Genomic DNA, 21,355 nt, shown 5'->3' with positions numbered 1-21,355 from the left:
ACGCGCTATTCATCGTCCTCGGACGGCTGGGGGATGAGGGTGCGCAGGATGTCTTCCTTGCCGATAACGCCCACAAGATGGGTGCCATCCACCACGGGCAGCGTATGGAAGCGCTTTTCCACGATGATGGAGGCGACCTCGTCAAGGGAGGTCTCGGGGCTGACCGTGACGGGCGATTCCGTCATGGCCTGAGCAACGGTCATGGCCGTCATCTTTTCCATCTCGCGCTCAAGGTCGCGGGTGGAGGAAAAGGGAATGATGCCGTCCAGCAGGGTGAAGACCGAGGGCAGATTCAGCTTTTTCTGCTGGGCCACAAGGTCGCTCTGGCACAGGATGCCCACCACGCTGCCCCCTTCGTCCAGTACGGGCAGGCCGTTGATGCCTTTTTCCAGCATGGTCTGGGCGGCGACGGTGATTTCGTCGTCGGGGTAGAGCGTTATGGGGTCCTTGGTCATGATGTCTTTGGCTTTAAGCATCGACGGTCTCCTTCAGCGCACGCGGCAGGGCGTGGGCGATTTCGCTGGCGGTGTTGCCACGGGCGGGGTAGTCCGCGCCGAGCAGGTCTCCGGCAAGGCCGTGCCAGTACACGCCAAGACAGGCGGCATCCTCGGGGTCCGCCGCACGGGCCATGAGGCTGGCAACCAGTCCGGCAAGCACGTCTCCAGAACCGGCAACCGCCAGATTGGATACGGCAAAGGGCGAAACAAAGGCGCGGCCATCGGGCAGTGCGATGATGCTACCCGCACCCTTGAGCACGGTGACGCTGTCCGTGTTGTGGGCCAGCGTCAGGGCGTGGCCAAGACGGTCGGCCTGCACTTCGTCGGTGGTGCAGCCGAGCAGGCGGGCCGCTTCGCCGGGGTGGGGTGTGATGACGGCCGGGGCGTCCATGTGCTTGATGAGGCCGGGAGCCTCGGCAAGCCAGAACAGCGCGTCGGCGTCCAGCACCACGTTTGGCAGGTCCAGTTCCGCAAGGGCGCGCAGGAAGCCGAGGGCGCGTTCATCGCGGCCCATGCCGGGACCAATGAGAATGGTGGTAAAGCGCGGCAGATGCTCGCGCAGGTCGTGGGCCATGCTTTCGTTCCAGTTGGAACCGGAACCCAGCGGCAGGGTCATGATGTCCGGGGAACCGGCCTTGACCTCCAGCGCGAGGGCGGCGGGGCAGGCTACGGTGACCATGCCCGCTCCGGCGCGCAGCGCGCCAAGGGCAGCCAGATGCGGCGCGCCGGTGAGTCCGGTGCTGCCGCCAATGACCAGCACGTGCCCTGCGGTGCCCTTGTGCATCTCGGGATGCGGGGTGGGCAGCAGGTCCAGCACGCCGTCGGTGAGCATGCCGAAGGTGGCCGGGGAGGAGTTCTTGATAAATTCGGGGATGCCGATGCCGCAGACGTGCACGTCGCCGGTGTATTCCGTGGCAACGGGCAGGGCGAGGCCAAGTTTTGCGGCCTCAAAAGTGACGGTGACATCGGCGCGGACGGCGACGGGACACGGCTCGCCCGTGAGGCCGGAAAGGCCGGAGGGCGTATCCAGCGCCATAACGTAGGAGTCCTCGCCAAGCAGGTTGACGTCCTCGACGATGCGCAGGGCGTCCTCGCGCAGTGCGCCGGTGAACCCGGTGCCCAGCAGGCCGTCGACAATGATGTCCGGCATGCCGTATTCCTGCGAGATTTCAATCAGGCTGTGCCCGGGCGCGAGGAATTCAAGCTGGATGCCCATCTTCTGCGCAAGGCGCATATTGACGGCGGCTGCGCCGCGGTAGGCCTTTTTTTTGCCGGTGTGCAGCACCACGACTTGCGCGCCGGAGTTGGCCAGATGGCGGGCGAGGCAGAACGCGTCGCCGCCGTTGTTGCCGGAACCGGCGACCACCAGTGCCAAAAGCCCCTCCACGGGGCCGATGGCCTCTTCCAGCACGCCATAGGCGCCAAGGCCGGCATTTTCCATCAGCACTTCCTGCCTCAGGCCGAAGTCCTCAATGGTTGCGTGGTCCCAGGCGGCCATTTCTTCCGGCGTGGGCAGGGGGACTGCGTGGTACATCTCCATTCTACATCTTCTCCAAAACGACGACGGCGGCGGCGATGTCGCGGCCATGCGTCAGGGTGATATGTGCGTTGTCCGCGCCAAGGGTTCTTGCGCGGTCTTTGGCCGGTCCATGCAGGACGAGGCGCGGCTGTCCGCTGGCCTCGCGCTGCACTTCCATTGTCTGAAATCCTACCCCCTCGGCGATGCCGGTGCCAAGTGCCTTGGCGGCGGCCTCCTTGGCCGCAAAGCGCGCGGCCACGTAGGGGACGGGTGTGTGTGCCGGCATGGCGTCTCGCTCTGCCGGGGTCAGGATGCGGGCGAGAAAGCGCTCGGGGTGCTTCTCCAGCATGCGCTCAATGCGCGAGAGTTCCACCACATCCAGACCAAGCCCAACTATCATCGGCGTTCCTAGTCCACGAATCCGCGGACGATGTCGTTCATTTCGCGCACGGCCTGCGTGATGCCCACGTAGGCGGCGCGGGCGATGATGCTGTGCCCGATGGAATATTCGTTGATGCCGGGAACCTTGGCAAAGGGCAGAATGTTCACATAGTTCAGCCCGTGCCCAAGGTTCACCTTCAGGCCAAGGTCCTGCGCAAGGCGGATGCCTGCCAGAATTTTTTCCAGCTCGGCCTTGGCCTGCGCCGGGGTTTCTGCGTCGGCGTAGTGGCCGGTGTGTATCTCAATATACTGGTTGCCGATTTTGGCGGCGGCTTCAATCTGCTTCGGGTCCGCGTCGATGAACAGGCTGGATTCAATGCCCTGCGCGTGGATTGGCTCCAAGTAGTTGGACAGTTCCTCCACGCGGGAGGCCACGTCAAGGCCGCCCTCGGTGGTGAGCTCCTCGCGCTTTTCGGGGACGAGGCAGATGATGTCCGGGCGCGTGCGCAGGCAGATGCCCTGCATTTCATCAGTGGCGGCCATTTCAAGGTTCAGGCGGGTTTTGACGGTGGCGCGCAGCAGGTCCACGTCCCGGTCCTGAATGTGGCGGCGGTCTTCGCGCAGGTGGCAGATAATGCACTGCGCACCGGCCAGCTCCGAAAGGTGGGCGGCGGTGACCGGGTCCGGCTCTTTACCGAGGCGGGCCTGACGAAGCGTGGCGATATGATCGATATTGACTGCAAGTGAAGGCATATTTCGATCCTTTCTGCGAGGTGATTCAGAGTTGAGAATGAGGTGGGGCGGTATTGGCGCCCGCAGGAAATTGTCGCCAACACTGGCCGAAAGTCAAGGGAAAGCTTGTGTTTCCGCGCCAAACCGGGACTCGCGGGGGCGTTTTGCGGCGCTGCGGGGCGTGGGCCCGTGCATTGACTTGGCCGCCCCTGCGCGCTATTATTCCGTCTTTTCTCGCTATATCAAAAGAAATCCCCAGAGACGAAGCACCAAACGAGGTTTGGATACATGAATGTTTGCATAGTTGGTACTGGATATGTCGGGCTGGTCAGTGCGGCCTGCTTTGCCGAGATGGGCAACGCCGTCTCCTGCGTGGACGTGAACCCCGCCGTGGTCAAAACCCTTGAAAGCGGCAAGGTCCACATCTACGAGCCGGGTCTTGAGGAAATGGTCAAGCGCAACAACGCCGAAGGCCGCCTGCGCTTCACCACCAGCCTTGCCGAAGGCCTTGAGGATGCACAGGTCGTCTTCATCACCGTGGGCACCCCCTGCCGCGAGGACGGCAGTTGCGACCTGAAGTACGTGCATCAGGTGGCCCGCGAGATTGGCCAGTATATGAAGGACAAGAAGATTGTCGTGGACAAGTCCACCGTGCCCGTCGGCACCGCCGATCAGGTGCGCGCCCTCATCAGCGAGGAGCTGGAAAAGCGCGGCGAGTCCATTGCGTTCGACGTGGTCTCCAACCCCGAGTTCCTCAAGGAAGGCGACGCCGTCAGCGACTTCATGAAGCCCGACCGCGTCATTCTGGGCACCAACGATCCCGAGACGGCGGAAGTCATGCGCTCCCTGTACTCGCCCTTTGCCCGCAGCCGCGAAAAGCTCATCGTCATGAACGTGCGCAGCGCGGAGATGACCAAGTATGCCGCCAACTGCATGCTGGCGACCAAGATCTCCTTCATCAACGAAATCTCCAACATCTGCGAGCGCGTTGGCGCGGACGTGGGCGACGTGCGCCTTGGCATCGGCTCCGACCACCGTATTGGCTACCACTTCATTTACCCCGGCGTTGGCTATGGCGGCTCCTGCTTCCCCAAGGACGTGAAGGCGCTCATCACCACCGCTCTGGAAAACGGCCACACCCCGAGCCTGCTCCAGTCCGTGGATTCCGTGAACGACGCCCAGAAGTTCTCCGTGGCCCGCAAGATTGAGGACTACTTCGCCAATCAGGGCGGCGTGGAAGGCAAGACCCTCGCCCTGTGGGGCTTGGCGTTTAAGGCCAATACCGACGACATCCGCGAGGCTCCCTCGCTTGTCACCGTGCGCTACCTGACGGAGCGCGGCATGCGCGTGAAGGCGTTTGACCCGGTTGCCGGGCCGAACTCCCGCAAGGCGCTGGAAGGCAACGACCTTGTGGAAATTGTGGACGAGCAGTACGCCGCGTTGGAAGATGCGGACGCGCTGGCCGTGGTGACCGAGTGGAACCAGTTCCGCAAGCCCGATTTCCCGCAGATTAAGGAAAAGCTGAGCGCCCCCATCATTTTTGATGGCCGCAACCTCTATTCCCCGTCCGAGCTTGCCGCTGACGGCTTTGCCTACTTCAGCATTGGCCGCCCTGCGGCGAAAGCCAAGAAGTAGCGCAGCCCCGCCTTGTGCGTGGCGCTTTTTCGCATTCAGAGGAGCCGCTGGACGTTGCGTCTGGCGGCTCTTTTTTTGTGAGCAGGAAGGAGCGGGCAGGGCGGCGCGCCGGGGACCGGAGCGCCGCTTTCGGCGGACTTTCGTAGCCCGCGCGCAAAAAAGCCCCCGGTCCATGTGGAGCGGGGGCCTTTCCGTCAATGCAGAGTGAGAGAAATGTGGAGATGCAGAAATTTTGAGCCGGTTGGCTAGCTGGTGCTGACGCAACGTTTGCAGGTGCGGTATTGGAGTTCCTTGAGGATGATGCGTTCGTATTCGATGTGTGCTCCGGCTCCTGCACTAAATTCATCTTGAAGGAATTTTTCCAGATATTGCGCCTCTTCCCAAAAGTCGAGAAGCTCTTCGTCGCGCAGGGTCTTTATCTGATCCTCCAACGCGTAATTCGTTTTATGTGGTGCGAATTGTGCCATGCAGGGGTCGTCCTCCTTGTGATCTGCACGCGCCCGGAACCTTCCCTGACGCGCTCGCGGTACGATAATGAACGAGGGGCGCAAGCGCAACAGATTTTCACGACAAAAAAGGTCAAGTATTCGGAGCTGTTGCCGATAAGGCCTGTGTAAGTGCCCAGAGTCCGATGAAAAAGGGCCGTCCGCGCGTTTGTGTTGCCTTATGCGCGGTTTCGGATTATTTATGTGTTATTGGCGGAATGATTGGCGATGACTTCCATGCCGTCGGCCATTCTCATTCACACCACAGGAGAACACTGATGGACGAGACCCAAAAGAGACAGGATGCTGAGCTGATACAGCTTGTCACATTCAGCATCGGGGAAGAGGAATTCGGCGTCGATATCCTCAAGGTGCAGGAAATCATCCGCACCATGGAGATTACGAAGGTCCCGAAGGCTCCTGCGTTTGTCGAGGGCGTCATCAACCTTCGCGGCAACGTCATCCCCATTATTGATTTGCGCAGGCGCTTCGGCCTTGCAACACGGGATCATGATAAGCACACGAGGATCATCGTCATTGAGATCAATAACATGATCGTGGGCTTTATTGTCGATTCCGTTTCTGAGGTGCTCCGCATTCCGGCAAACACGGTCGAGCCGCCGCCGCCCGTCGTTTCCGGCCTGGAATCGGAGTACATCAGCGGTGTGGGCAAGCTGGAAGACCGCCTGCTCATCCTGCTTGATCTGAACCGTCTGCTCTCTAACGAAGAGAAGGACGTTCTGGCTCAGGTGTAAAAACAGCCTTTCAGTTGTTGCGGCTCGCCGCCTGACAAGGCATGATGACCGCCGCTGCGCTGTTGCGCGCGGCGGTCTTTCGTTGTGCGTATTCGTGGAAACGAAAAAACAAGGAAACAAACCAGTTGCTTTTCCCTCCTGAGTTGCGGGAGTTCGCTCAATCCGGCCGCATGCTGTCGCCGGAAGGGGCGGCGCTGTCCCGTCGCGTCTACAAGTCCGGCCCCGGTACACAGGCGGCAATTGCCGCAGGCCTTCTTGCCCGCTCCCGCAGTGTGGTGATGGTTGTTCCCGGCACCAAGGAACTGGTGCAGATGCAGGCGCTGCTTGGCCTGCTGACTCCGGGCGACGGCCCCTTTGGCGGTTCCAAGTGGGTGACCTTTCCCGCCTATCCCGCCAAGTCCACGGACCCGGGCCGCTGGGCCGCGCGCTGGGCTGCGCTGTATTCCCTCGCCACAGGCTCCGGCGCACGCGGTATTTTGCTGACGCCGGACAATCTGCTGCCCAAGTGGCCGCCGCGCCGCATTCTCGACACCCATCACCTTGTCCTGCCGCGGGGCGAGGAGATTCTGTCCGAGAGCATTCTGGAGCAGTGCGCCAGCTGGGGCTACGAGCGTACGGGCATGGTGACGCGCCCCGGCGAAATGGCCATGCGTGGCGATATTTTGGATATTTTTGCGCCCGGCTACCCGAAGCCCTTGCGTCTGGAATTCTTCGGCGACACGCTGGACGACATCCGTCTGTTCGACCCCATGTCCCAGCGCTCCAGTGAGGCGCTGGACGAGGCGGTGCTCCTGCCTGCGTCCCCCTCGGTCTTTACGCCCGAGGAGTGCGACGCCGCCCGCGCGCGGTGGGAGAAACTGCGCGGCATTGGCGAGCTGGACCCCGGAGCGCAGCAGCATCTGAACCGGATGCTGGACGAGGGCACCGGCTCCATCCGTCCGGGGCTGTTTTATGATGATGCCGTCACCCTGGACGAATGGCTCCCGCGCGATGCCGCGTGGGTGCTGTGCGGCGCGGGGCGTCTACGTACGCGCATGGAAGAGGTGGAATGGGACTGGACCGAATCGCTGGATGAGGAGGCCGAGCGCCTTGGTTGGCGCAGGCCGCGCAACGTCATCATCCAGCAGGCCGAAGGCGCGCGCAAAATGTGGCAGGACAACGCGCAAATCCACTTCGAGGACCTCACCATAGGCGAAAAGCGCGACGGCATCGAATTGCCGGAAAAGAACTACGCCGCCTTTGAGGAGTTGTTCTGGAAGCCGGACGACCGCAACCGTCCATGGCAGGCGCTGATGGCGGCCATCAAGAAGTGGTCGCAGGAGCGCGCGCAGGTCATTTTGTCCTTTCGCACCGCGCAGTCCCGTAAAAAGTTTTTGGCGCTGGCGGAGCAGGACGGCGTGACGCCCGCCACGTCCTATGTCCCGGACCAGCGCGGCATTTTTGCCCTTGTCTCGTCCTTTAAGCAGGGCATCGAATTCGGCTGGAACGGCTCCATCATCCTTGGTGAAGACGTTATCCAGCCGTCGCGCACCCGCGCGGCGCTGCCCGGTGCGGCGGACTTCAAGGGTCTCAAGACCTATGAGGACCTGTCCGAGGGCGACCTGCTTGTGCACCGCGAGTGGGGGCTATCCCGGTTTGGCGGGCTGCACCGCCTGAACCTTGGCAGTGTGAGCAACGACTATCTGCTCCTGTACTACTCCGGCGACGATAAGCTGTATCTGCCTGTGGACCGACTGGATGTCATCCAGCGCTACAAGGGGCCGGAAGGCGCATCCCCCGCGCTGGACAAGCTGGGCGGGGCCGGATGGAACCGCGCCAAGGCGCGCGCCCGCAAGGCCATTGAGAAGATTGCCCGCGAACTGGTGGAAATGTATGCGTGGCGCAAGGTAGCCAAGGGCTACTCCTATTCGCCCGTAGACGACATGTTCAACGAGTTCGAGGCGTCCTTTGGCTTCGAGGAAACGCCGGATCAGGAAAAGGCCATCCGCGCCGTGCTGGCGGACATGGAAAAGCCCGAACCTATGGACCGCCTCATCTGCGGCGACGTGGGCTTCGGCAAGACGGAAATCGCCATGCGCGCCGCCTTCCGCGCCGCGCTTGATGGCCGTCAGGTTGCCATTTTATGCCCCACAACCGTGCTGGCGGAGCAGCATTACCAGAACTTTAAGCGCCGGATGGAGAGCTTCCCCCTCACGGTGGGGCTGCTCAGCCGCTTTGTTCCGCGCAAGCGGCAAAAGGCCGTGCTGGCCGCTGCCGCGCGTGGTGAGGTGGATATCCTTATCGGCACCCATCGCCTGCTGTCGCAGGACGTGCACCTGCCCAACATCGGCCTGCTCATCCTCGACGAAGAACAGCGCTTCGGCGTCAAGGATAAGGAGCGCCTGAAGCAGATGCGTAAGGATATCGACGTCCTTGCCCTGACGGCAACGCCCATCCCGCGCACCTTGCAACTGTCCATTTCCGGCATCCGCAGCCTGAGCGTTATGGAAACGCCGCCCGTGGACCGTAAGCCCGTGCAGACCTCCATCCTGGAACGCGACAAGGAGCCGCTGTGCGCCATTGTTCAGCGCGAGTTGGACCGCGAGGGCCAGATATTCTGGGTACACAACCGTGTGCGCAGTCTGCCCCGCGTGGTTGAGTACGTGCAGGAGCTTGTGCCCGGCGCGCGTGTGGGCATGGCACACGGTCAGATGCGCGAGCGCGAGCTTGAGGAGACCATCCACAAGTTCTGGCACGGCGAGATAGACATACTCGTGTGCACGGCCATTGTGGAATCCGGCCTTGATTTCCCGCAGGCGAACACCCTTATTGTGGACCAAGCCCAGTTGTTTGGCCTTGGGCAACTGTATCAGCTGCGCGGCCGTGTGGGTCGAAGTGCCACACAGGCCTACGCCTACTTTGTGGTGCCCTCGCTGGATAAATTACCGGAGAAAACCCGTAAGCGCCTGCAGGTTATCCTTGATATGGACTATCTTGGCGCGGGCTTTCAGATTGCCATGGAGGACCTGCGGCTTCGCGGCGCGGGCAATATTCTTGGCGAGGTGCAGTCCGGCAGTATGGCCAAGGTGGGCCTTGATATGTTCCTTGAGATGCTGGAGGAGGAGGTCCGCCGCGTGCGCGGCGAGGACCTGCGGCGCGACACCAGCCCCGAGCTGAATATCGTCTTTGAGGCGCATATCCCCGAAGAATACATGCCCGAAGCCCGCGAGCGTCTGCGCTACTACAAGGCGCTGTCGTCGGCGGACTCCGCCAGCGCGCTGGAGGAACTCATCGGCGAGATTCGCGACCGCTTCGGCGTGCCGCCCCAGCAGATGGAGCAGTTCTTTGCGCTGCTCCGGCTCAAGCGTCTGCTTGGCCGCCTGCAGGTGACCAAGGCCGATGTGTACGAGGGCCGCGTGGTGATGACCTTTGCCGAAGACGCCGCCGTGGTGCCGCCCGAGCGCTTGGTGCAGTGGGTGCAGGAGAAGGAAGGCTCTGTGCGTATGTTGCCGCCGGACAGGCTGGAGCTTCGCGTTGCCGCCACGGGCGTGTGCGAAAGCCTCGCCGCAGTGGAACGGGAGTTGGCCGCCTTGCTTCCCGCCGATACCACAGCACAAGACCATACCGAACGCACTGAAACGGAAAGGACATGATGAAAAACAGCAGGATAGGCGTCGTCTGCGTCCTTATGGCGCTCGTTTTCGCCCTTGGCGGATGCTCCGGGGAAGGGGAGCAGCAAGGCGTTGTGGCGCGTGTGAATGGCCGCCCCATCACCTTGGACCGTCTGGAACTGAAATATGACTTTATGCATCTGGATTCCTCCTTCGACGCCGCGCCCAGTGTGGCGCAGTTGAAGGAAGACTATGGGCACCTGCTTGGCGACCTTATCGTGCAGGAGCTTGTGGACGAGGAGTTGGAGCGCCGCGACCTCGGCGTGACGCAGGAGGAAGTGCAGGCCGCGGAGGACGAAGTCCGCGCGGACTACCCTGAGGATACCTTCGAGCAGGTCCTCGTCGAGGAATATATTGATATCGACTACTGGCGGCAGGAGCTGCGCGCCCGTCTCGCTCTGGAGAAGTTTTTCAGCGAGGTTTTGCGTCCCGGCATTTCGCTGGGCTACGAGGAGGCCGAAGCCTACTACCGCCAGCATATCAATGAATTCTACCTGCCGCCCCGTCTGCGCATTTATCTCGTCAGCGGTCCCAGCCGCGACGCGGTGCAGTCCGCCGTGGACCTGTACCGCAAAAACAGCAGTGTGGACGCCATCGAAGGAAAATTTGAGCAGGTGGAGGTCCGCGAGCTTCGCGTGCGTGAGGACCGGATGACCATTGCCTGGAAAAATGCCCTCAAGCCGCTGTCCCCCGGAGACGCCACCCCGGTGATGACCAGCGAGTCGGACTTCCAGAGCCTTATCTATCTGGAAAAGAGCCCGGCCAAGGTGCTGGACCCGTCTCGGGCGTACCCTGTGGTGGAAAAGGTGCTGGTGGAGCGCAAACTGCGCGAGGCCTTTGACGCGTGGCTGAGTGATGCGCTGGCACATGCCAGTATTGAGGTCAGCACCCATCTGCTGGACGACCACGGTATGCCCGTGCAGGACGATGCCGCCGCAGAGCCGCAGCCGTCCACAGCGCCCCAGAACGCCGCCCCGGCCAAGGATGAAAGCGCCGCAGAAAATGCCACAGAAAACGCCACGTCCGCAGACGCTGCGGCGACGGCGGAAGAGGGCGGCAAAAAGGCCGAAAAATAGCCACACGCCGGAAGATTAAACCACACAGGGAGGAGTGCCGCGCGCATGCCTCCCTGTTTTGCTTTCGGGGGAATGCGCCCTTTGGGCATTTTTTGGGGTAAGCCGTGGCACAGTGGCGTTGCATTATGGCGTGAAAGCTATTATCGAAAGGCAACTGCGCCAAGTGAGCGCAGGGCAGTTCTCAACCCTTGTCCGGCGGGGCCGGACCATCATTTTCGGAGGAAATCCTTGCACCGACTTTCCAGATATATTCTTGCCGCTGTATTGGTTCTGGCCACCGCACCCGCTGCCTTCGCGGGACAGGTTGTGGACAGGGTCGTTGCCGATGTCAACGGCGAGATCGTGACGCTTTTTGAGTTGAATCAGCGTGTGAAGCCCTACCTTGAGCGGTACAAGGGCCGCCAGCTGACCGAGGCCGACAAGGCGTCTATCATGAAGCTCAAGCACAAGCTGCTGGACGGCATGGTCAACAACATCCTCATCCGTCAGGAAGTGCAGCGTCTGGGCATCAACATCTCCGACGTGGAAGTCGACAACGAGATGGAGTCCTATAAGACCCGCGCCAACCTGAACGGCACGTCCTTTGAGAAGCAACTGACGCTGGAAGGCATGACTGTGGATGAGTTCAAGCAGAAGCTGCGGGACGACATCCTGCGCCACAAACTGCTGGGCTACATGGTCAAGCGCAAGGTGGCCGTCACCGATGAGGACATCCAGCGCTACTACGACGAGCACAGCTACCAGTTCCGCGGCGACCGCACCGTGGACCTGAGCCTCATCGTCTGCGCCGAGGGTGTGGATGTGGACAATCTCCGCGACCGCATCGCAAAGAAAGAAATCAGCTTTGCCGACGCCGCCGACCTGTATTCGCAGGGTCCCGGAATGGGGCAGGGCGGGCGCATTGGTGAAATGAGCTGGGGCGACCTTGCTCCGGAATGGCAGTCCGCTCTGGATGGTCTGGGCAAAGATGAAATGTCGCAGCCGTTCTTCATTCAGGGGCACGAAGCGTTGCTTTACGTGAACCAGGTGGAGTCCGAAGGTACCCAGCCCATTGAAGAAGTCCACGACGCCATCTATGACGCCATCTACCAGCAGCGCTTGGAAGAGCGCTTTGCAGAGTACATGTCCAAGCTGAAGGAAAACGCGCTTATCGACATTAAGCTGTAACCAGTACCGATTGAAGCCACTACCGCAGTCCGCACCGGGGAATCCGGGCGGACTGCGTATCCCTGTGCGGCTCCCCGCACGGGGCAAAGCGACCGACTTCCCGGAATCGAATACGGAGTATCTGAATGAATCTGCAGGAACTGGGCGACCTGTTTAGACAGGAGCGGGAACGTCAGGGTCTGACCATCGACGAAGTGGTGGAAAAGACCAAAATCAGCAAAATCAACATCGAAGCCATTGAAACGGCCAATCCGGACCTGTTGCCGCATCCGGTCTATGCCAAGGGCTTTGTGCGCAACTATGCCCGTCTGCTTGGCCTTGATGTCGAGCGGCTGGCCGGGGTTATGGCTGTTGAGTACCCCGTGGAGAGCGACGCCCCCGGCGAGGAGCTTGACTCCGAACCCGCTATGCGCGCCGCGTCCGAAGCCCTCGACAACGAAAACCGCCGCAAGACGAACCTGATGGTCTTTATCGCCGCCATCGTGGTCATCCTTGCCGGTTTTGGCGGCTACATGGCCTACGACAAACTTGTCGCCAAAAAGGCTCCGGCCGAGCCTGTACAGCAGGAAGAGGCCGCCCCCGCCGAGGTGGAGCAACCCACGCCGCTGGACCAGTTGGCTGAGGAGTCCGTCAAGGAAGCCCAGCCCGAAGCTGTCGCCGAGCCTGCAGCAGAGGAGGCCGCCACGGCCGAGCCCGAGGCTGAAGACGCCGCCCCCGCGCAGGCCGAAGAAGCCCCGGCGCAGGACGCCGCAGCGACTCCGGCCGCGCCTGCCGCTCCGGCGCAGTCCGCCCCCGAGCAGACTGAGGCCGCTCCCGTTGCTTCCGAACAGCCCGCGCAGGTCGCCGAGGCGCGCCAGCGTGTGGAGATTGTGGCGAAGGACGTGTGCTGGCTGCTGGCCAAAGTGGACGGCGGCGAGGAAAACGGCGGCGTGACCGTGGACGTGACCCTGCGCCCCGGCCAGCAGAAGCTGCTCCGTTTTGCCGAGAACATGACCGTGAAGCTGGGCAACGCCGGTGGCGTTACCGTGACGCTCAACGGCGCTCCCTACGACTTTAAGGGCGAACCCGGACAGGTTCGCACCCTTCGCTTTACGGCGGAATAACAGCGGGTCTCCCTGCCAATGCAGGATTTTTCGGACAAAGCCATCATCCTGCGGGTAGGGCGCTTTCGCGAGGCGGACCTGTGGCTGCGGATGTTTACCCCCCAGCATGGTCTGCTGACCGCGTTCGCATTTGGAGGCAGCCGGAGCCGGAAACGGTTTCTTGGCTGCCTCGATCCGTTTAATCTGGTTCATTTTGGATTTTCCCGCAGCCGCAGTGGGACGTATCTTTCCCTGACGGAAGGCACATTGCTTGACGGCCACCGCGGGTTGCGCAATGCTCCGGCCCGCCTTGGCCCCGCAGCCAACTGCATGAAGTTCTTCGAGGCCGTGCATGTGGAACCGGAAACGTCCGCCGCAGGCTTTTCTCTGCTTCGCGATACGCTCGACGCCATTGAGCACTGCGAAACGCTTTCCCCCATCTTTCCCATACTTTTCCGGTTGCGCGTGGCCTTTGAGCAGGGGTACGGTCCCTGTCTCGGCACTTGCTCTCAGTGCGGAAAAGACTTAAAGACTTCGGTTGCCCCTTCGCTTTTGGTGGAAGCTGGCTGCATGATCTGCGAGGACTGCTCTCCCGGATCGGGCCGCCGCATTGCCATGAGCCGGGGGGCTGTGGCCGTTCTGGAACAGGTCCGCACCGAAGCGCCGCTGACGTGGGGCTCCCTGTCGCCGCAGGGCGCGGACCGCAGAAGCCTGTATGATGCGGCGGACAGCTTTGTCCGCTGGCACCTGGGGCTGAAGTGGGAAGACGGCCGTTTCCTCAGAATATGAGAACAGACGATTTCTCCGGGCCTTATGTCCGGTTTATGTAAAGAAGGAGAAGATATGCATTTCCAGGATGTTATCTTGACCCTGCAGCAATTCTGGTCCGAACGTGGCTGCGCCATCCAGCAGCCGTGCGACGTTGAGACCGGCGCCGGAACGTTTAACCCGGCGACCTTTCTGCGGGCCATTGGTCCCGAGCCTTGGCGCGTTGCCTATGTAGAGCCATCGCGTCGACCCACGGACGGCCGCTACGGCGAGAACCCCAACCGCCTTCAGCTGTTCTACCAGTTTCAGGTGCTGCTGAAGCCGTCCCCCGACGACGTGCAGGAGATGTATCTCGACAGTCTGCGCGCCCTTGGCATCGACCCGGCAGAGCATGACATCCGCTTTGTGGAGGATAACTGGGAGTCCCCGACGCTTGGCGCGTGGGGCCTTGGCTGGGAAGTCTGGCTGAACGGCATGGAAATTTCCCAGTTTACCTACTTCCAGCAGGTTGGCGGCATCGACATGGACCCCGTCAGCGTGGAGCTGACCTACGGCCTTGAGCGCATCTGCATGTACCTGCAGGAAAAAGAGTCCGTGTACGAACTCTCCTGGAATGACCATATCACCTACGGCGATGTTCACCATCAGGGCGAAGTGGAGCACTCCCGCTACAACTTCGACCTTTCCGACCCCGATATGCTGCTGAAACTGTTCGGCATGTACGAGGCCGAGTGTCTGCGCCTGTGCGAGGCCGGTCAGCCTTGGCCCGCCTACGACTACTGCATGAAGTGCTCGCATACGTTCAACATGCTGGACGCGCGGGGCGCCATCTCCATCACGGAGCGGACGTCCTACATCGGCCGCGTGCGCAACGTTGCCTCCCGGGTTGCCCATCTGTATGCCGCCCAGCGTGAAGAGCTGGGTTATCCCATGCTCGCCAAGTAAGTCGGAAAGAGGAAGGTTCCCATGTCCCGATTTGTCCTTGAGATAGGAACGGAAGAAATTCCCGCACGTTTTTTCCCCCGGCTTCACGAAGAGCTCGGCGAGCTGGTGCACACCGCCCTTGCCGAAGCCAAAGTGGACCATGGGGAAGTGAAGACCTTCGCCACGCCCCGCCGTATCGTCCTCTGCATCGAGGACGTCTGCGCCCAGCAGCGCAGGGAAGAGGAGCTTGTTACCGGACCGCCGAAGCGCATTGCCTACGGCGAGGACGGAGAGCCCACCAAGGCCGGACTCGGCTTTGCCAAGACGCAGGGCGTGAGCATTGAGGATTGCTACATCCTCGAAACCGAGAAGGGCGAATATCTGGCCGTTCGTAAAATGACCGGTGGCAACCGCACTGCGGACCTGCTGCCCGCCATCTGCGAAAAGGCCGTCGCGTCCTTGCAGTTCCCGAAGAAGATGCGCTGGGGCGCCCGTGAGTTCGGCTTTGGCCGCCCCATCCACTGGTTTGTGGCGCTCCTTGACGATCAGGTGATTCCCTTCACCATCGCGGACGTCACCTCCGGCCGGTCCACCCGCGGTCACCGCGTTATGGGTCACGGCCCCTTCGAGATTGCCGACGCATCACAATATTTCGACGTCATCCGCGACAAGTGCCAAGTGGTGCTGGACGCGGATGAACGGAAGGCTCTCATTCGCGCCGAAGGCGACCGCCTTGCTACCAGTGTTGGTGGCTCTGTGGTTTGGAATGATGATCTGCTGGACGAGGTCTGCGGCCTTGTCGAACATCCGGTTGTCATACTGGGTGATTTCGATGCCTCGTTCCTCGACGTTCCCCGCGAGGTTTTGCTCTCCAGCATGGAAGGTCATCAGAAAAGCTTTGGCGTGGAGGCCTCGGACGGCTCGCTGCTGCCGCACTTCATCCCCGTACTGAACATTGAACCCAAGGACCCTGCGCTGGTCAAAAAGGGCTGGGAGCGCGTTCTGCGTGCCCGCCTTGAAGACGCACGCTTCTTCTGGAAGGCTGACCTCGAGACCGAAGCCGACACCTGGCTTGGCAAGCTCGACAATGTCATCTTCCTCGGTCCCCTTGGGAGCATGGGCGACAAGACGCGCCGTTTGGAGCGTCTGTGTGGATGGCTGGCGAAACAGACCGATCCCTCCATGGAAAAGGACATTGCACGCGCAGGACGTCTGTCAAAGGCGGACCTCGTTTCCGACATGGTTGGTGAGTTCGACGAACTGCAGGGCATTATGGGCGGCATTTATGCCGCAAAGCACGGCGAATCGGAAGCCGTGGCCAAGGCCCTGTACGAACAGTACCTTCCTGCCGGTCCCGACAGCCCCGTCCCATCCTCACTGAGCGGTGCGCTCCTGTCCATGGCTGACAAGGCGGACACCCTGGCAGGCTGTTTTGGCCTGAACAAGGTGCCCACCGGTGCGAACGATACGTACGCTCTCCGTCGCGCGGCCCTCGGCATCTGCCGAATCGCGCTGGAGCACAACCTGCGCATTGACCTCGACGCGTTCCTGCGTCAGGCGCAGGAAGGCTATGGCGACATCAATTGGAAGCTCTCGCACGACGAGGCTTTCGACAAGATGAAGGCGTTTTTCGCCAATCGACTGAAGGCATACTTCCAGGGCAAGGGCTATGAGACCCTCGTTGTGGAATCCGCGCTTGGCGCTGGCTTCTCGGACCTGTGGGCTGCTGCTGCCCGTGTGGACGCCCTGTCCACCTTCAGCAAGGCCGACGACTTCGAACAGGCCGTGCTGACCTTTAAGCGTGCCGCCAACATCATCGTCAAGCAGGGCAGCAAGGGCGACATCGCCCTCACCGGTGACTACACCGAAGACCTGCTTATCGAGGACGCCGAAAAGGCACTGGCAGCACGCCTCAAGGAAATTGCGCCCAAGTGGGAAGAGCTGTGGGGCAAGGACGACTTTGCCAGCCTCATGGGTCTGCTGCGCGACCTGCGCCCCGACGTGGACGCCTTCTTCGACAACGTCATGGTCATGTGCAAGGAAGACGACCTGCGCACGAACAGGCTCAACCTGCTGACCGCGCTCGTTTCGCGCCTTGGACTGCTGGCGGACTTTTCCGCACTGCAAGTCTAGTTGACAGTTGGAATGCCGGAGCGCCCCGGGCTGGCGCGCCTGAGTTCTCCCAATTTCCCCGCCGTTATGAGCAAAGACGGCAGGCTAGGGGCAGGGCAAAGGCGACACAAGCACCGGATTTTCGCTCCGCAGAGGAGACGGGATTGGATGTAGGCGTTGCGAAATCCCTTGACAAAGGGTACGCTACCGTTTATTGCACCAATCTCCTTGAACGCAAGAACCGCAAGATAATGTAGAAATATAAGTTTTCTCAGGAGGAAGAACCTTGGCTAATCACAAATCCGCCATTAAGAGGCACCGTCAGAGCCTGAAGCGCAACGCTCGCAACCGCACCGTCAAGACCCGTATCAAGAACGTGGTCAAGTCCGTTCGCCAGGCTGTGGAAGCCAACGACAAAGAGCAGGCTCAGTCCGCTCTGAAGTCCGCCGTCGTCCTGCTGGACAAGGCCGCTTCCAAGAAGGTCCTGCACGCGCGCACCGCCGCCCGCAAGATCTCCCGCCTCTCCCTGGCCGTCAACAAGCTCGCCTAGAGCCTACTGACGAGTCAGAAATACGACCCGATACCCGCCGCGCCCTGCGCGGCGGGTTTTTGTCGTTTCCCTAGCTCCTTCCTTCTATCCTTCCCCCCCAAATTCATCTCCCCGCTCTTGACAAAACATGTTTCGTCAGGCGGACTAGCCTGTTAGGGCGATTGGTGTGCCGTGGCGCAGTGCTTTTTTGTGGTGACGCATAGCGTGCGCCCGTGGCAGACGTTGGTCTGACGCTATACATGTATTCCCTTCGGGGACTTAAGGATTCCATCCTTAAGAATCCGATATTGGGGGAAGGTATGTTGGGGCGCGGCGGGTGGCTGGTTAGGGCAGAGGGCTGGGGTTGCCCATGTTGTTGACTCTAGGCCCCGTACCCACCCCAATGTTGGGATTCTTAAGGGCAACGCCCTTAAGCCGCCGGAGGCTGGGTCTTGCATGCGGCGCAGCGACCCGGCCCGCTACAGCGCCCCTGTGGCGTGACGCATAGCGTGCGCCCGTGGCAGACGTTGGTCTGACGCCATACATGTATTCCCTTCGGGGACTTAAGGATTCCATCCTTAAGAATCCGATATTGGGGGAAGGAGTGTTGGGGCGCGGCGGGTGGTTGGTTAGGGCAGAGGGCTGGGGTTGCCCATGTTGTTGCCTCTAGGCCCCGTACCCACCCCAATGTTGGGATTCTTAAGGGCAACGCCCTTAAGCCGCCGGAGGCTGGGGCTTGCATGCGGCGCAACGACCCGGCCCGCTACAGCGCCGCCAGCGCCGTGACGCATAGCGTGCGCCCGTGGCAGACGTTGGCCTGACGCCATACATGTATTCCCTTCGGGGACTTAAGGATTCCATCCTTAAGAATCCGATATTGGGGGAAGGTATGTTGGGGCGCGGCGGGTGGCTGGTTAGGGCAGAGGGCTGGGTTTGCCCATGTTGTTGCCCTATGCCCCGTACCCACCCCAATGTTGGGATTCTTAAGGGCAACGCCCTTAAGCCGCCGGAGGCTGGGGCTTGCATGTGGCGCAACGACCCGGCCCGCCACAGCGCCCCTGTGGCGTTATGCCCGGCGGGCCTAGTGGTGCCCTTGGGTATGATTTTTGGGGGTGCAGTCGGCACTGGATTTGAGTAGGGTTTTCCAGTAAGGGTGCCACGACACAGTTTCCTCTTATCTTTTGGAAAAAAGCGAGCGAACCCTTGAAAGTCATCATCATCGGCGCGGGCGAAGTGGGATTTCACATTGCCCGGCGGCTTTCCACAGAGTCCAAGGAAGTTGTCGTTATCGACAAGGACGCGAATGCGCTCAAGCGCATTACGGAATACTTGGACGTCCAGACCGTTGCGGGTTCTGGCAGTGATCCGGCCATCCTTGACGCTGCTGGCGTTGCGGAGGCGGATGTACTGCTTGCCGTCACGGACAGCGACGAAATCAACATCATAGCGTGCACCTTTGCCAAGGCGCTGGCTCCGGACATCGTGAAGCTGGCTCGCATCCGTAAGGACGAGTACATCGACTTTCAGGAGACGCGCGGCACGGTGGTGCTGCCCATTGATAAAATCATCAATCCTGATGTTGAGGTGGTGAAGACCATTGAGCGCATCATCAGCCTGCCGGACGCCGAGGAGGTGAACGAGTTTGCTGATGGCCACGTGAAGCTCATTGGCCTGAACGTCTCCGAGAACAGCCCCGTGGTGGGCAGTGGGCTGGCTGGCATCCGCGACGAGATGGGCGGGGTGGATATCATCATCGCGGCCATTGTGCGCGGCGAGAAGCTGATTATCCCGTCGGGTGAGGATTTCATCCACAAGGGCGACCTTGTCTATTTTGTGTGCCGCGATGAAGACCTGCCGGCCATTATGAAGCATTTTGGCAGCCTTTTCCGCCCGGTGCGCGATGTGCTTATCATCGGCGGCGGCGACATTGGTCTGCGGCTGGCCCAGCGGCTGGAGCGCATGAAGAATATGCATGTGAAGCTGGTGGATCAGGGCGCGGATTCCTGTCAGGAGCTGGCGCAGATTCTGGACCGGACGCTTGTCCTGCGCGGCGATGGAACGGACCAGGAATTGCTGCTGGAAGAAAACGTGCCGGACATGGATATGGTTATCTCGCTGACCGGCGATGAGGAAACGAATATCCTGACGTCGCTGTTGGCGAAGAACCTTGGCGCGGCGCGCGCGGTGACGCGTATTGACAAGTTTGCGTACTTTCCGCTGGTGCGCGCCATCGGCATTGAGAATACCGTGAGTCCGCGGCTGTCCGCCGTGAATTCCATCCTCCAGTATATGCGGCAGGGCAAGGTGCTGTCTGCGGCGTCCATCAAGGGCGAAGCCGCCGAAGCGCTGGAGGCCGTTGCGCAGGAGCACTCCGACATTGTCGGCAAGTCCGTGAAGGACCTGCACCTGCCCAAGGGCGCGCTGATTCTGGCGCTGGTGCGTGGCGAGAAGGTTATCTTCCCCACGGGCGATACCGTTATCCATCCGGGCGACAGAATCATCCTGCTGAGTACGGCCAAGAATATTTCCCGTGTTGAAAAACGCCTGACGGTGAAGCTGGAGACGTTCTAAATGCGCTGGCGCTACACCCTGCACATCGTGGGGGCCATTTTGCTCAGTGTGGGCGTTTCCATGCTCTTTGCACTGGGCTTTTCCCTCTACTACGACGATGCGGGGACTCTGCCGCTGATGAAGGCCATCAGCGTGGCGGCAACCTGTGGTGCGGGGCTGTTCTATCTGTTCCGCGATACCGAGGCCGCACCCATGAACCACCGCGAGGGCATGGCCATCGTGGCATTGGGCTGGCTGGCGGCAGGATTTGTCGGCGCGTTGCCGTTTTGGTTTGGCGATATGCTGCCGACCTTCACGGATTGCCTGTTCGAGTCCATTTCGGGCTTTACGACGACGGGCGCGTCGGTGCTGTCGAACATCGAGGCCGTCCCGCGCGGCCTGCTCATGTGGCGCAGCCTGACGCATTGGCTGGGCGGCATGGGCATTATTGTGCTGTCGCTTGCCATTTTGCCGTTCCTCGGCGTTGGCGGCATGCAGCTATACAAGGCCGAAGTGCCGGGACCCGTCCCGGACAAGCTGAAGCCGCGCATTAAGGATACCGCATCGCTGCTGTGGAAGGTGTACGTGCTGTTCACCGTGGTGGAAGCCGTGCTCCTGCTGCTGGGCGGCATGGATATGTTCGAGTCGCTGTGCCATACCTTCGGCACCATGGCGACGGGTGGTTTCTCCACGCGCAACACGTCCATTGCCGCATACGACAGCGTGTACTTTGATGTGGTCATCACGGTGTTCATGCTGCTGGCCGGCGTCAATTTTTCCCTGCATTACCAGCTGCTGCGTGGGCGTCCGCTGCTTATGTGGCGCGACCCGGAATTCCGTTTCTTCATGGGCATCTTTGGCATTTTTACGCTGGTGTCCACGTTCTCCGTGTGGGGCGTGAATTATGAATCGTTTTGGGAGTCCCTGCGGTATACGTCCTTTCAGGTGGCGTCCATCGTCACCACCACGGGCTACGCCACGGCGGACTATGAAATCTGGACGCCGCTCCCACAGGCCCTGTTGTTTACGCTGATGTTTCTTGGCGGCTGCGCCGGTTCTACGGGCGGCGGCATCAAGTGCATGCGCGTCCTGCTGCTGTTCAAGCACGCCTATAACGAACTGTACCGCCTTATCCATCCCCGCGCGGTGACGCGCGTGAAGCTGGGCGGCAAGAACGTGCCCCCGGAAGTGATGAACTCCATCACCGGATTCTTTTTGCTGTTCCTTGGCCTGTTCATCCTGTCGTCGTTTTATCTGGCGGCCATGGGCGTGGACATTGTGACGGCGTTTTCGTCCGTGGTCGCCTGTATTGGCAACATTGGCCCCGGTCTTGGCGGCGTGGGCCCCACGGACAACTATGCGGAGATTCCGCAGCTGGGCAAATGGCTGCTCGTCTTCTGCATGCTGCTCGGGCGTCTTGAAATCTACACCGTCATTATCCTCTTCGTCCCGGAGTTCTGGCGAAAGTAGCTGCGGCGCTTTCGTGGAGGAGA

Annotated in this window: 17 protein-coding genes; 12 read left to right on the top strand and 5 right to left on the bottom strand. The window is 61.1% G+C overall.

The features are described 5' to 3' along the window. Positions 1–5: 5 nt before the first annotated feature. Genes ACI3L3_RS10585 through ACI3L3_RS10570 form a run of 4 tightly spaced genes read right to left on the bottom strand, consistent with a single transcriptional unit; the run spans position 6 to position 3,150 of the window. The gene (locus ACI3L3_RS10585) at positions 6–476 is read right to left on the bottom strand and encodes a CBS domain-containing protein (protein ID WP_404845075.1); all 471 of its coding nucleotides are present in this window, start codon (positions 474–476) and stop codon (positions 6–8) included. Beyond that, positions 469–2,037 carry an NAD(P)H-hydrate dehydratase gene (locus tag ACI3L3_RS10580; protein WP_404845074.1) on the bottom strand — a complete coding sequence of 523 codons (1,569 nt, stop codon included), beginning with the start codon at positions 2,035–2,037 and terminating at the stop codon, positions 469–471. Before ACI3L3_RS10580 ends, ACI3L3_RS10585 begins: the two co-directional genes overlap by 8 nt. 1 nt (position 2,038) lies before the next feature. Beyond that, on the bottom strand, positions 2,039–2,416 hold the full coding sequence (locus tag ACI3L3_RS10575; RefSeq protein ID WP_404845073.1) for a holo-[acyl-carrier-protein] synthase: 378 nt from the start codon (positions 2,414–2,416) through the stop codon (positions 2,039–2,041). An 8-nt stretch (positions 2,417–2,424) separates the two neighbouring features. Next, positions 2,425–3,150 (bottom strand): pyridoxine 5'-phosphate synthase, encoded by a 726-nt coding sequence (locus ACI3L3_RS10570; RefSeq protein WP_404845072.1) that lies wholly within the window; start codon positions 3,148–3,150, stop codon positions 2,425–2,427. Between the two features lie 267 nt (positions 3,151–3,417). On the opposite strand from ACI3L3_RS10570, the gene ACI3L3_RS10565 reads away from it, so the two are divergent. Further along, positions 3,418–4,764, top strand: coding sequence for a UDP-glucose dehydrogenase family protein (locus tag ACI3L3_RS10565; protein WP_404845071.1), 1,347 nt, complete (start codon positions 3,418–3,420; stop codon positions 4,762–4,764). A gap of 245 nt (positions 4,765–5,009) precedes the next feature. On the opposite strand, the gene ACI3L3_RS10560 is transcribed toward ACI3L3_RS10565, so the two are convergent. Further along, positions 5,010–5,231: a hypothetical protein gene (locus tag ACI3L3_RS10560; RefSeq protein WP_404845070.1), complete on the bottom strand. Its 222-nt coding sequence runs from the start codon at positions 5,229–5,231 to the stop codon at positions 5,010–5,012. 296 nt (positions 5,232–5,527) lie between these two features. Here ACI3L3_RS10560 and ACI3L3_RS10555 point away from each other — a divergent pair, with 296 nt between their 5' ends. The 11 genes from ACI3L3_RS10555 (at position 5,528) to ACI3L3_RS10505 (ending at position 21,332) form a co-directional block, all read left to right on the top strand. Continuing rightward, entirely contained in the window at positions 5,528–6,004 is a 477-nt protein-coding gene (locus tag ACI3L3_RS10555; RefSeq protein WP_404845069.1) for a chemotaxis protein CheW, read from the top strand. A 170-nt stretch (positions 6,005–6,174) separates the two neighbouring features. Then, the gene (gene mfd / locus ACI3L3_RS10550; protein ID WP_404845226.1) at positions 6,175–9,636 is read left to right on the top strand and encodes a transcription-repair coupling factor; all 3,462 of its coding nucleotides are present in this window, start codon (positions 6,175–6,177) and stop codon (positions 9,634–9,636) included. Next, positions 9,633–10,730, top strand: coding sequence for a peptidylprolyl isomerase (locus tag ACI3L3_RS10545; protein WP_404845068.1), 1,098 nt, complete (start codon positions 9,633–9,635; stop codon positions 10,728–10,730). The genes mfd and ACI3L3_RS10545 overlap by 4 nt, the downstream gene beginning before the upstream one ends. A gap of 228 nt (positions 10,731–10,958) precedes the next feature. Then, complete coding sequence (locus ACI3L3_RS10540; protein ID WP_404845067.1) at positions 10,959–11,897, top strand: SurA N-terminal domain-containing protein; 939 nt, start codon at positions 10,959–10,961, stop codon at positions 11,895–11,897. A 125-nt stretch (positions 11,898–12,022) separates the two neighbouring features. After that, on the top strand, positions 12,023–13,000 hold the full coding sequence (locus tag ACI3L3_RS10535; RefSeq protein ID WP_404845066.1) for a helix-turn-helix domain-containing protein: 978 nt from the start codon (positions 12,023–12,025) through the stop codon (positions 12,998–13,000). Between the two features lie 18 nt (positions 13,001–13,018). After that, complete coding sequence (gene recO / locus ACI3L3_RS10530; protein WP_404845065.1) at positions 13,019–13,768, top strand: DNA repair protein RecO; 750 nt, start codon at positions 13,019–13,021, stop codon at positions 13,766–13,768. 54 nt (positions 13,769–13,822) lie between these two features. After that, positions 13,823–14,692 carry a glycine--tRNA ligase subunit alpha gene (gene glyQ / locus ACI3L3_RS10525; RefSeq protein WP_404845064.1) on the top strand — a complete coding sequence of 290 codons (870 nt, stop codon included), beginning with the start codon at positions 13,823–13,825 and terminating at the stop codon, positions 14,690–14,692. A 21-nt stretch (positions 14,693–14,713) separates the two neighbouring features. Further along, positions 14,714–16,804, top strand: coding sequence for a glycine--tRNA ligase subunit beta (gene glyS, locus ACI3L3_RS10520; RefSeq protein ID WP_404845063.1), 2,091 nt, complete (start codon positions 14,714–14,716; stop codon positions 16,802–16,804). 265 nt (positions 16,805–17,069) lie between these two features. Next, a complete protein-coding gene (rpsT, locus tag ACI3L3_RS10515; RefSeq protein ID WP_404845062.1) occupies positions 17,070–17,333 on the top strand; it encodes a 30S ribosomal protein S20 in 264 nt (87 codons plus the stop codon). 1,182 nt (positions 17,334–18,515) lie between these two features. After that, positions 18,516–19,883: a Trk system potassium transporter TrkA gene (trkA, locus tag ACI3L3_RS10510; RefSeq protein WP_404845061.1), complete on the top strand. Its 1,368-nt coding sequence runs from the start codon at positions 18,516–18,518 to the stop codon at positions 19,881–19,883. Beyond that, positions 19,884–21,332, top strand: a complete 1,449-nt coding sequence (locus tag ACI3L3_RS10505) for a TrkH family potassium uptake protein (protein ID WP_404845060.1) — start codon at positions 19,884–19,886, stop codon at positions 21,330–21,332. The last annotated feature ends 23 nt before the right edge of the window (positions 21,333–21,355 follow it).

This window comes from Desulfobaculum sp. SPO524 (assembly GCF_044987625.1).
GTDB lineage: Bacteria > Desulfobacterota > Desulfovibrionia > Desulfovibrionales > Desulfovibrionaceae > Desulfobaculum.
This window is presented reverse-complemented; position numbering and strand designations above follow the sequence as displayed.

Excerpts from the sequence above, each read along its gene's own strand:
- ACI3L3_RS10585 (WP_404845075.1), bottom strand. The coding sequence starts at position 476 with ATGCTTAAAGCCAAAGACATCATGACCAAGGACCCCATAACGCTCTAC.
- ACI3L3_RS10580 (WP_404845074.1), bottom strand. The coding sequence starts at position 2,037 with ATGGAGATGTACCACGCAGTCCCCCTGCCCACGCCGGAAGAAATGGCC.
- ACI3L3_RS10575 (WP_404845073.1), bottom strand. The coding sequence starts at position 2,416 with ATGATAGTTGGGCTTGGTCTGGATGTGGTGGAACTCTCGCGCATTGAG.
- ACI3L3_RS10570 (WP_404845072.1), bottom strand. The coding sequence starts at position 3,150 with ATGCCTTCACTTGCAGTCAATATCGATCATATCGCCACGCTTCGTCAG.
- ACI3L3_RS10565 (WP_404845071.1), top strand. The coding sequence starts at position 3,418 with ATGAATGTTTGCATAGTTGGTACTGGATATGTCGGGCTGGTCAGTGCG.
- ACI3L3_RS10560 (WP_404845070.1), bottom strand. The coding sequence starts at position 5,231 with ATGGCACAATTCGCACCACATAAAACGAATTACGCGTTGGAGGATCAG.
- ACI3L3_RS10555 (WP_404845069.1), top strand. The coding sequence starts at position 5,528 with ATGGACGAGACCCAAAAGAGACAGGATGCTGAGCTGATACAGCTTGTC.
- mfd (WP_404845226.1), top strand. The coding sequence starts at position 6,175 with ATGCTGTCGCCGGAAGGGGCGGCGCTGTCCCGTCGCGTCTACAAGTCC.
- ACI3L3_RS10545 (WP_404845068.1), top strand. The coding sequence starts at position 9,633 with ATGATGAAAAACAGCAGGATAGGCGTCGTCTGCGTCCTTATGGCGCTC.
- ACI3L3_RS10535 (WP_404845066.1), top strand. The coding sequence starts at position 12,023 with ATGAATCTGCAGGAACTGGGCGACCTGTTTAGACAGGAGCGGGAACGT.
- recO (WP_404845065.1), top strand. The coding sequence starts at position 13,019 with ATGCAGGATTTTTCGGACAAAGCCATCATCCTGCGGGTAGGGCGCTTT.
- glyQ (WP_404845064.1), top strand. The coding sequence starts at position 13,823 with ATGCATTTCCAGGATGTTATCTTGACCCTGCAGCAATTCTGGTCCGAA.
- glyS (WP_404845063.1), top strand. The coding sequence starts at position 14,714 with ATGTCCCGATTTGTCCTTGAGATAGGAACGGAAGAAATTCCCGCACGT.
- ACI3L3_RS10505 (WP_404845060.1), top strand. The coding sequence starts at position 19,884 with ATGCGCTGGCGCTACACCCTGCACATCGTGGGGGCCATTTTGCTCAGT.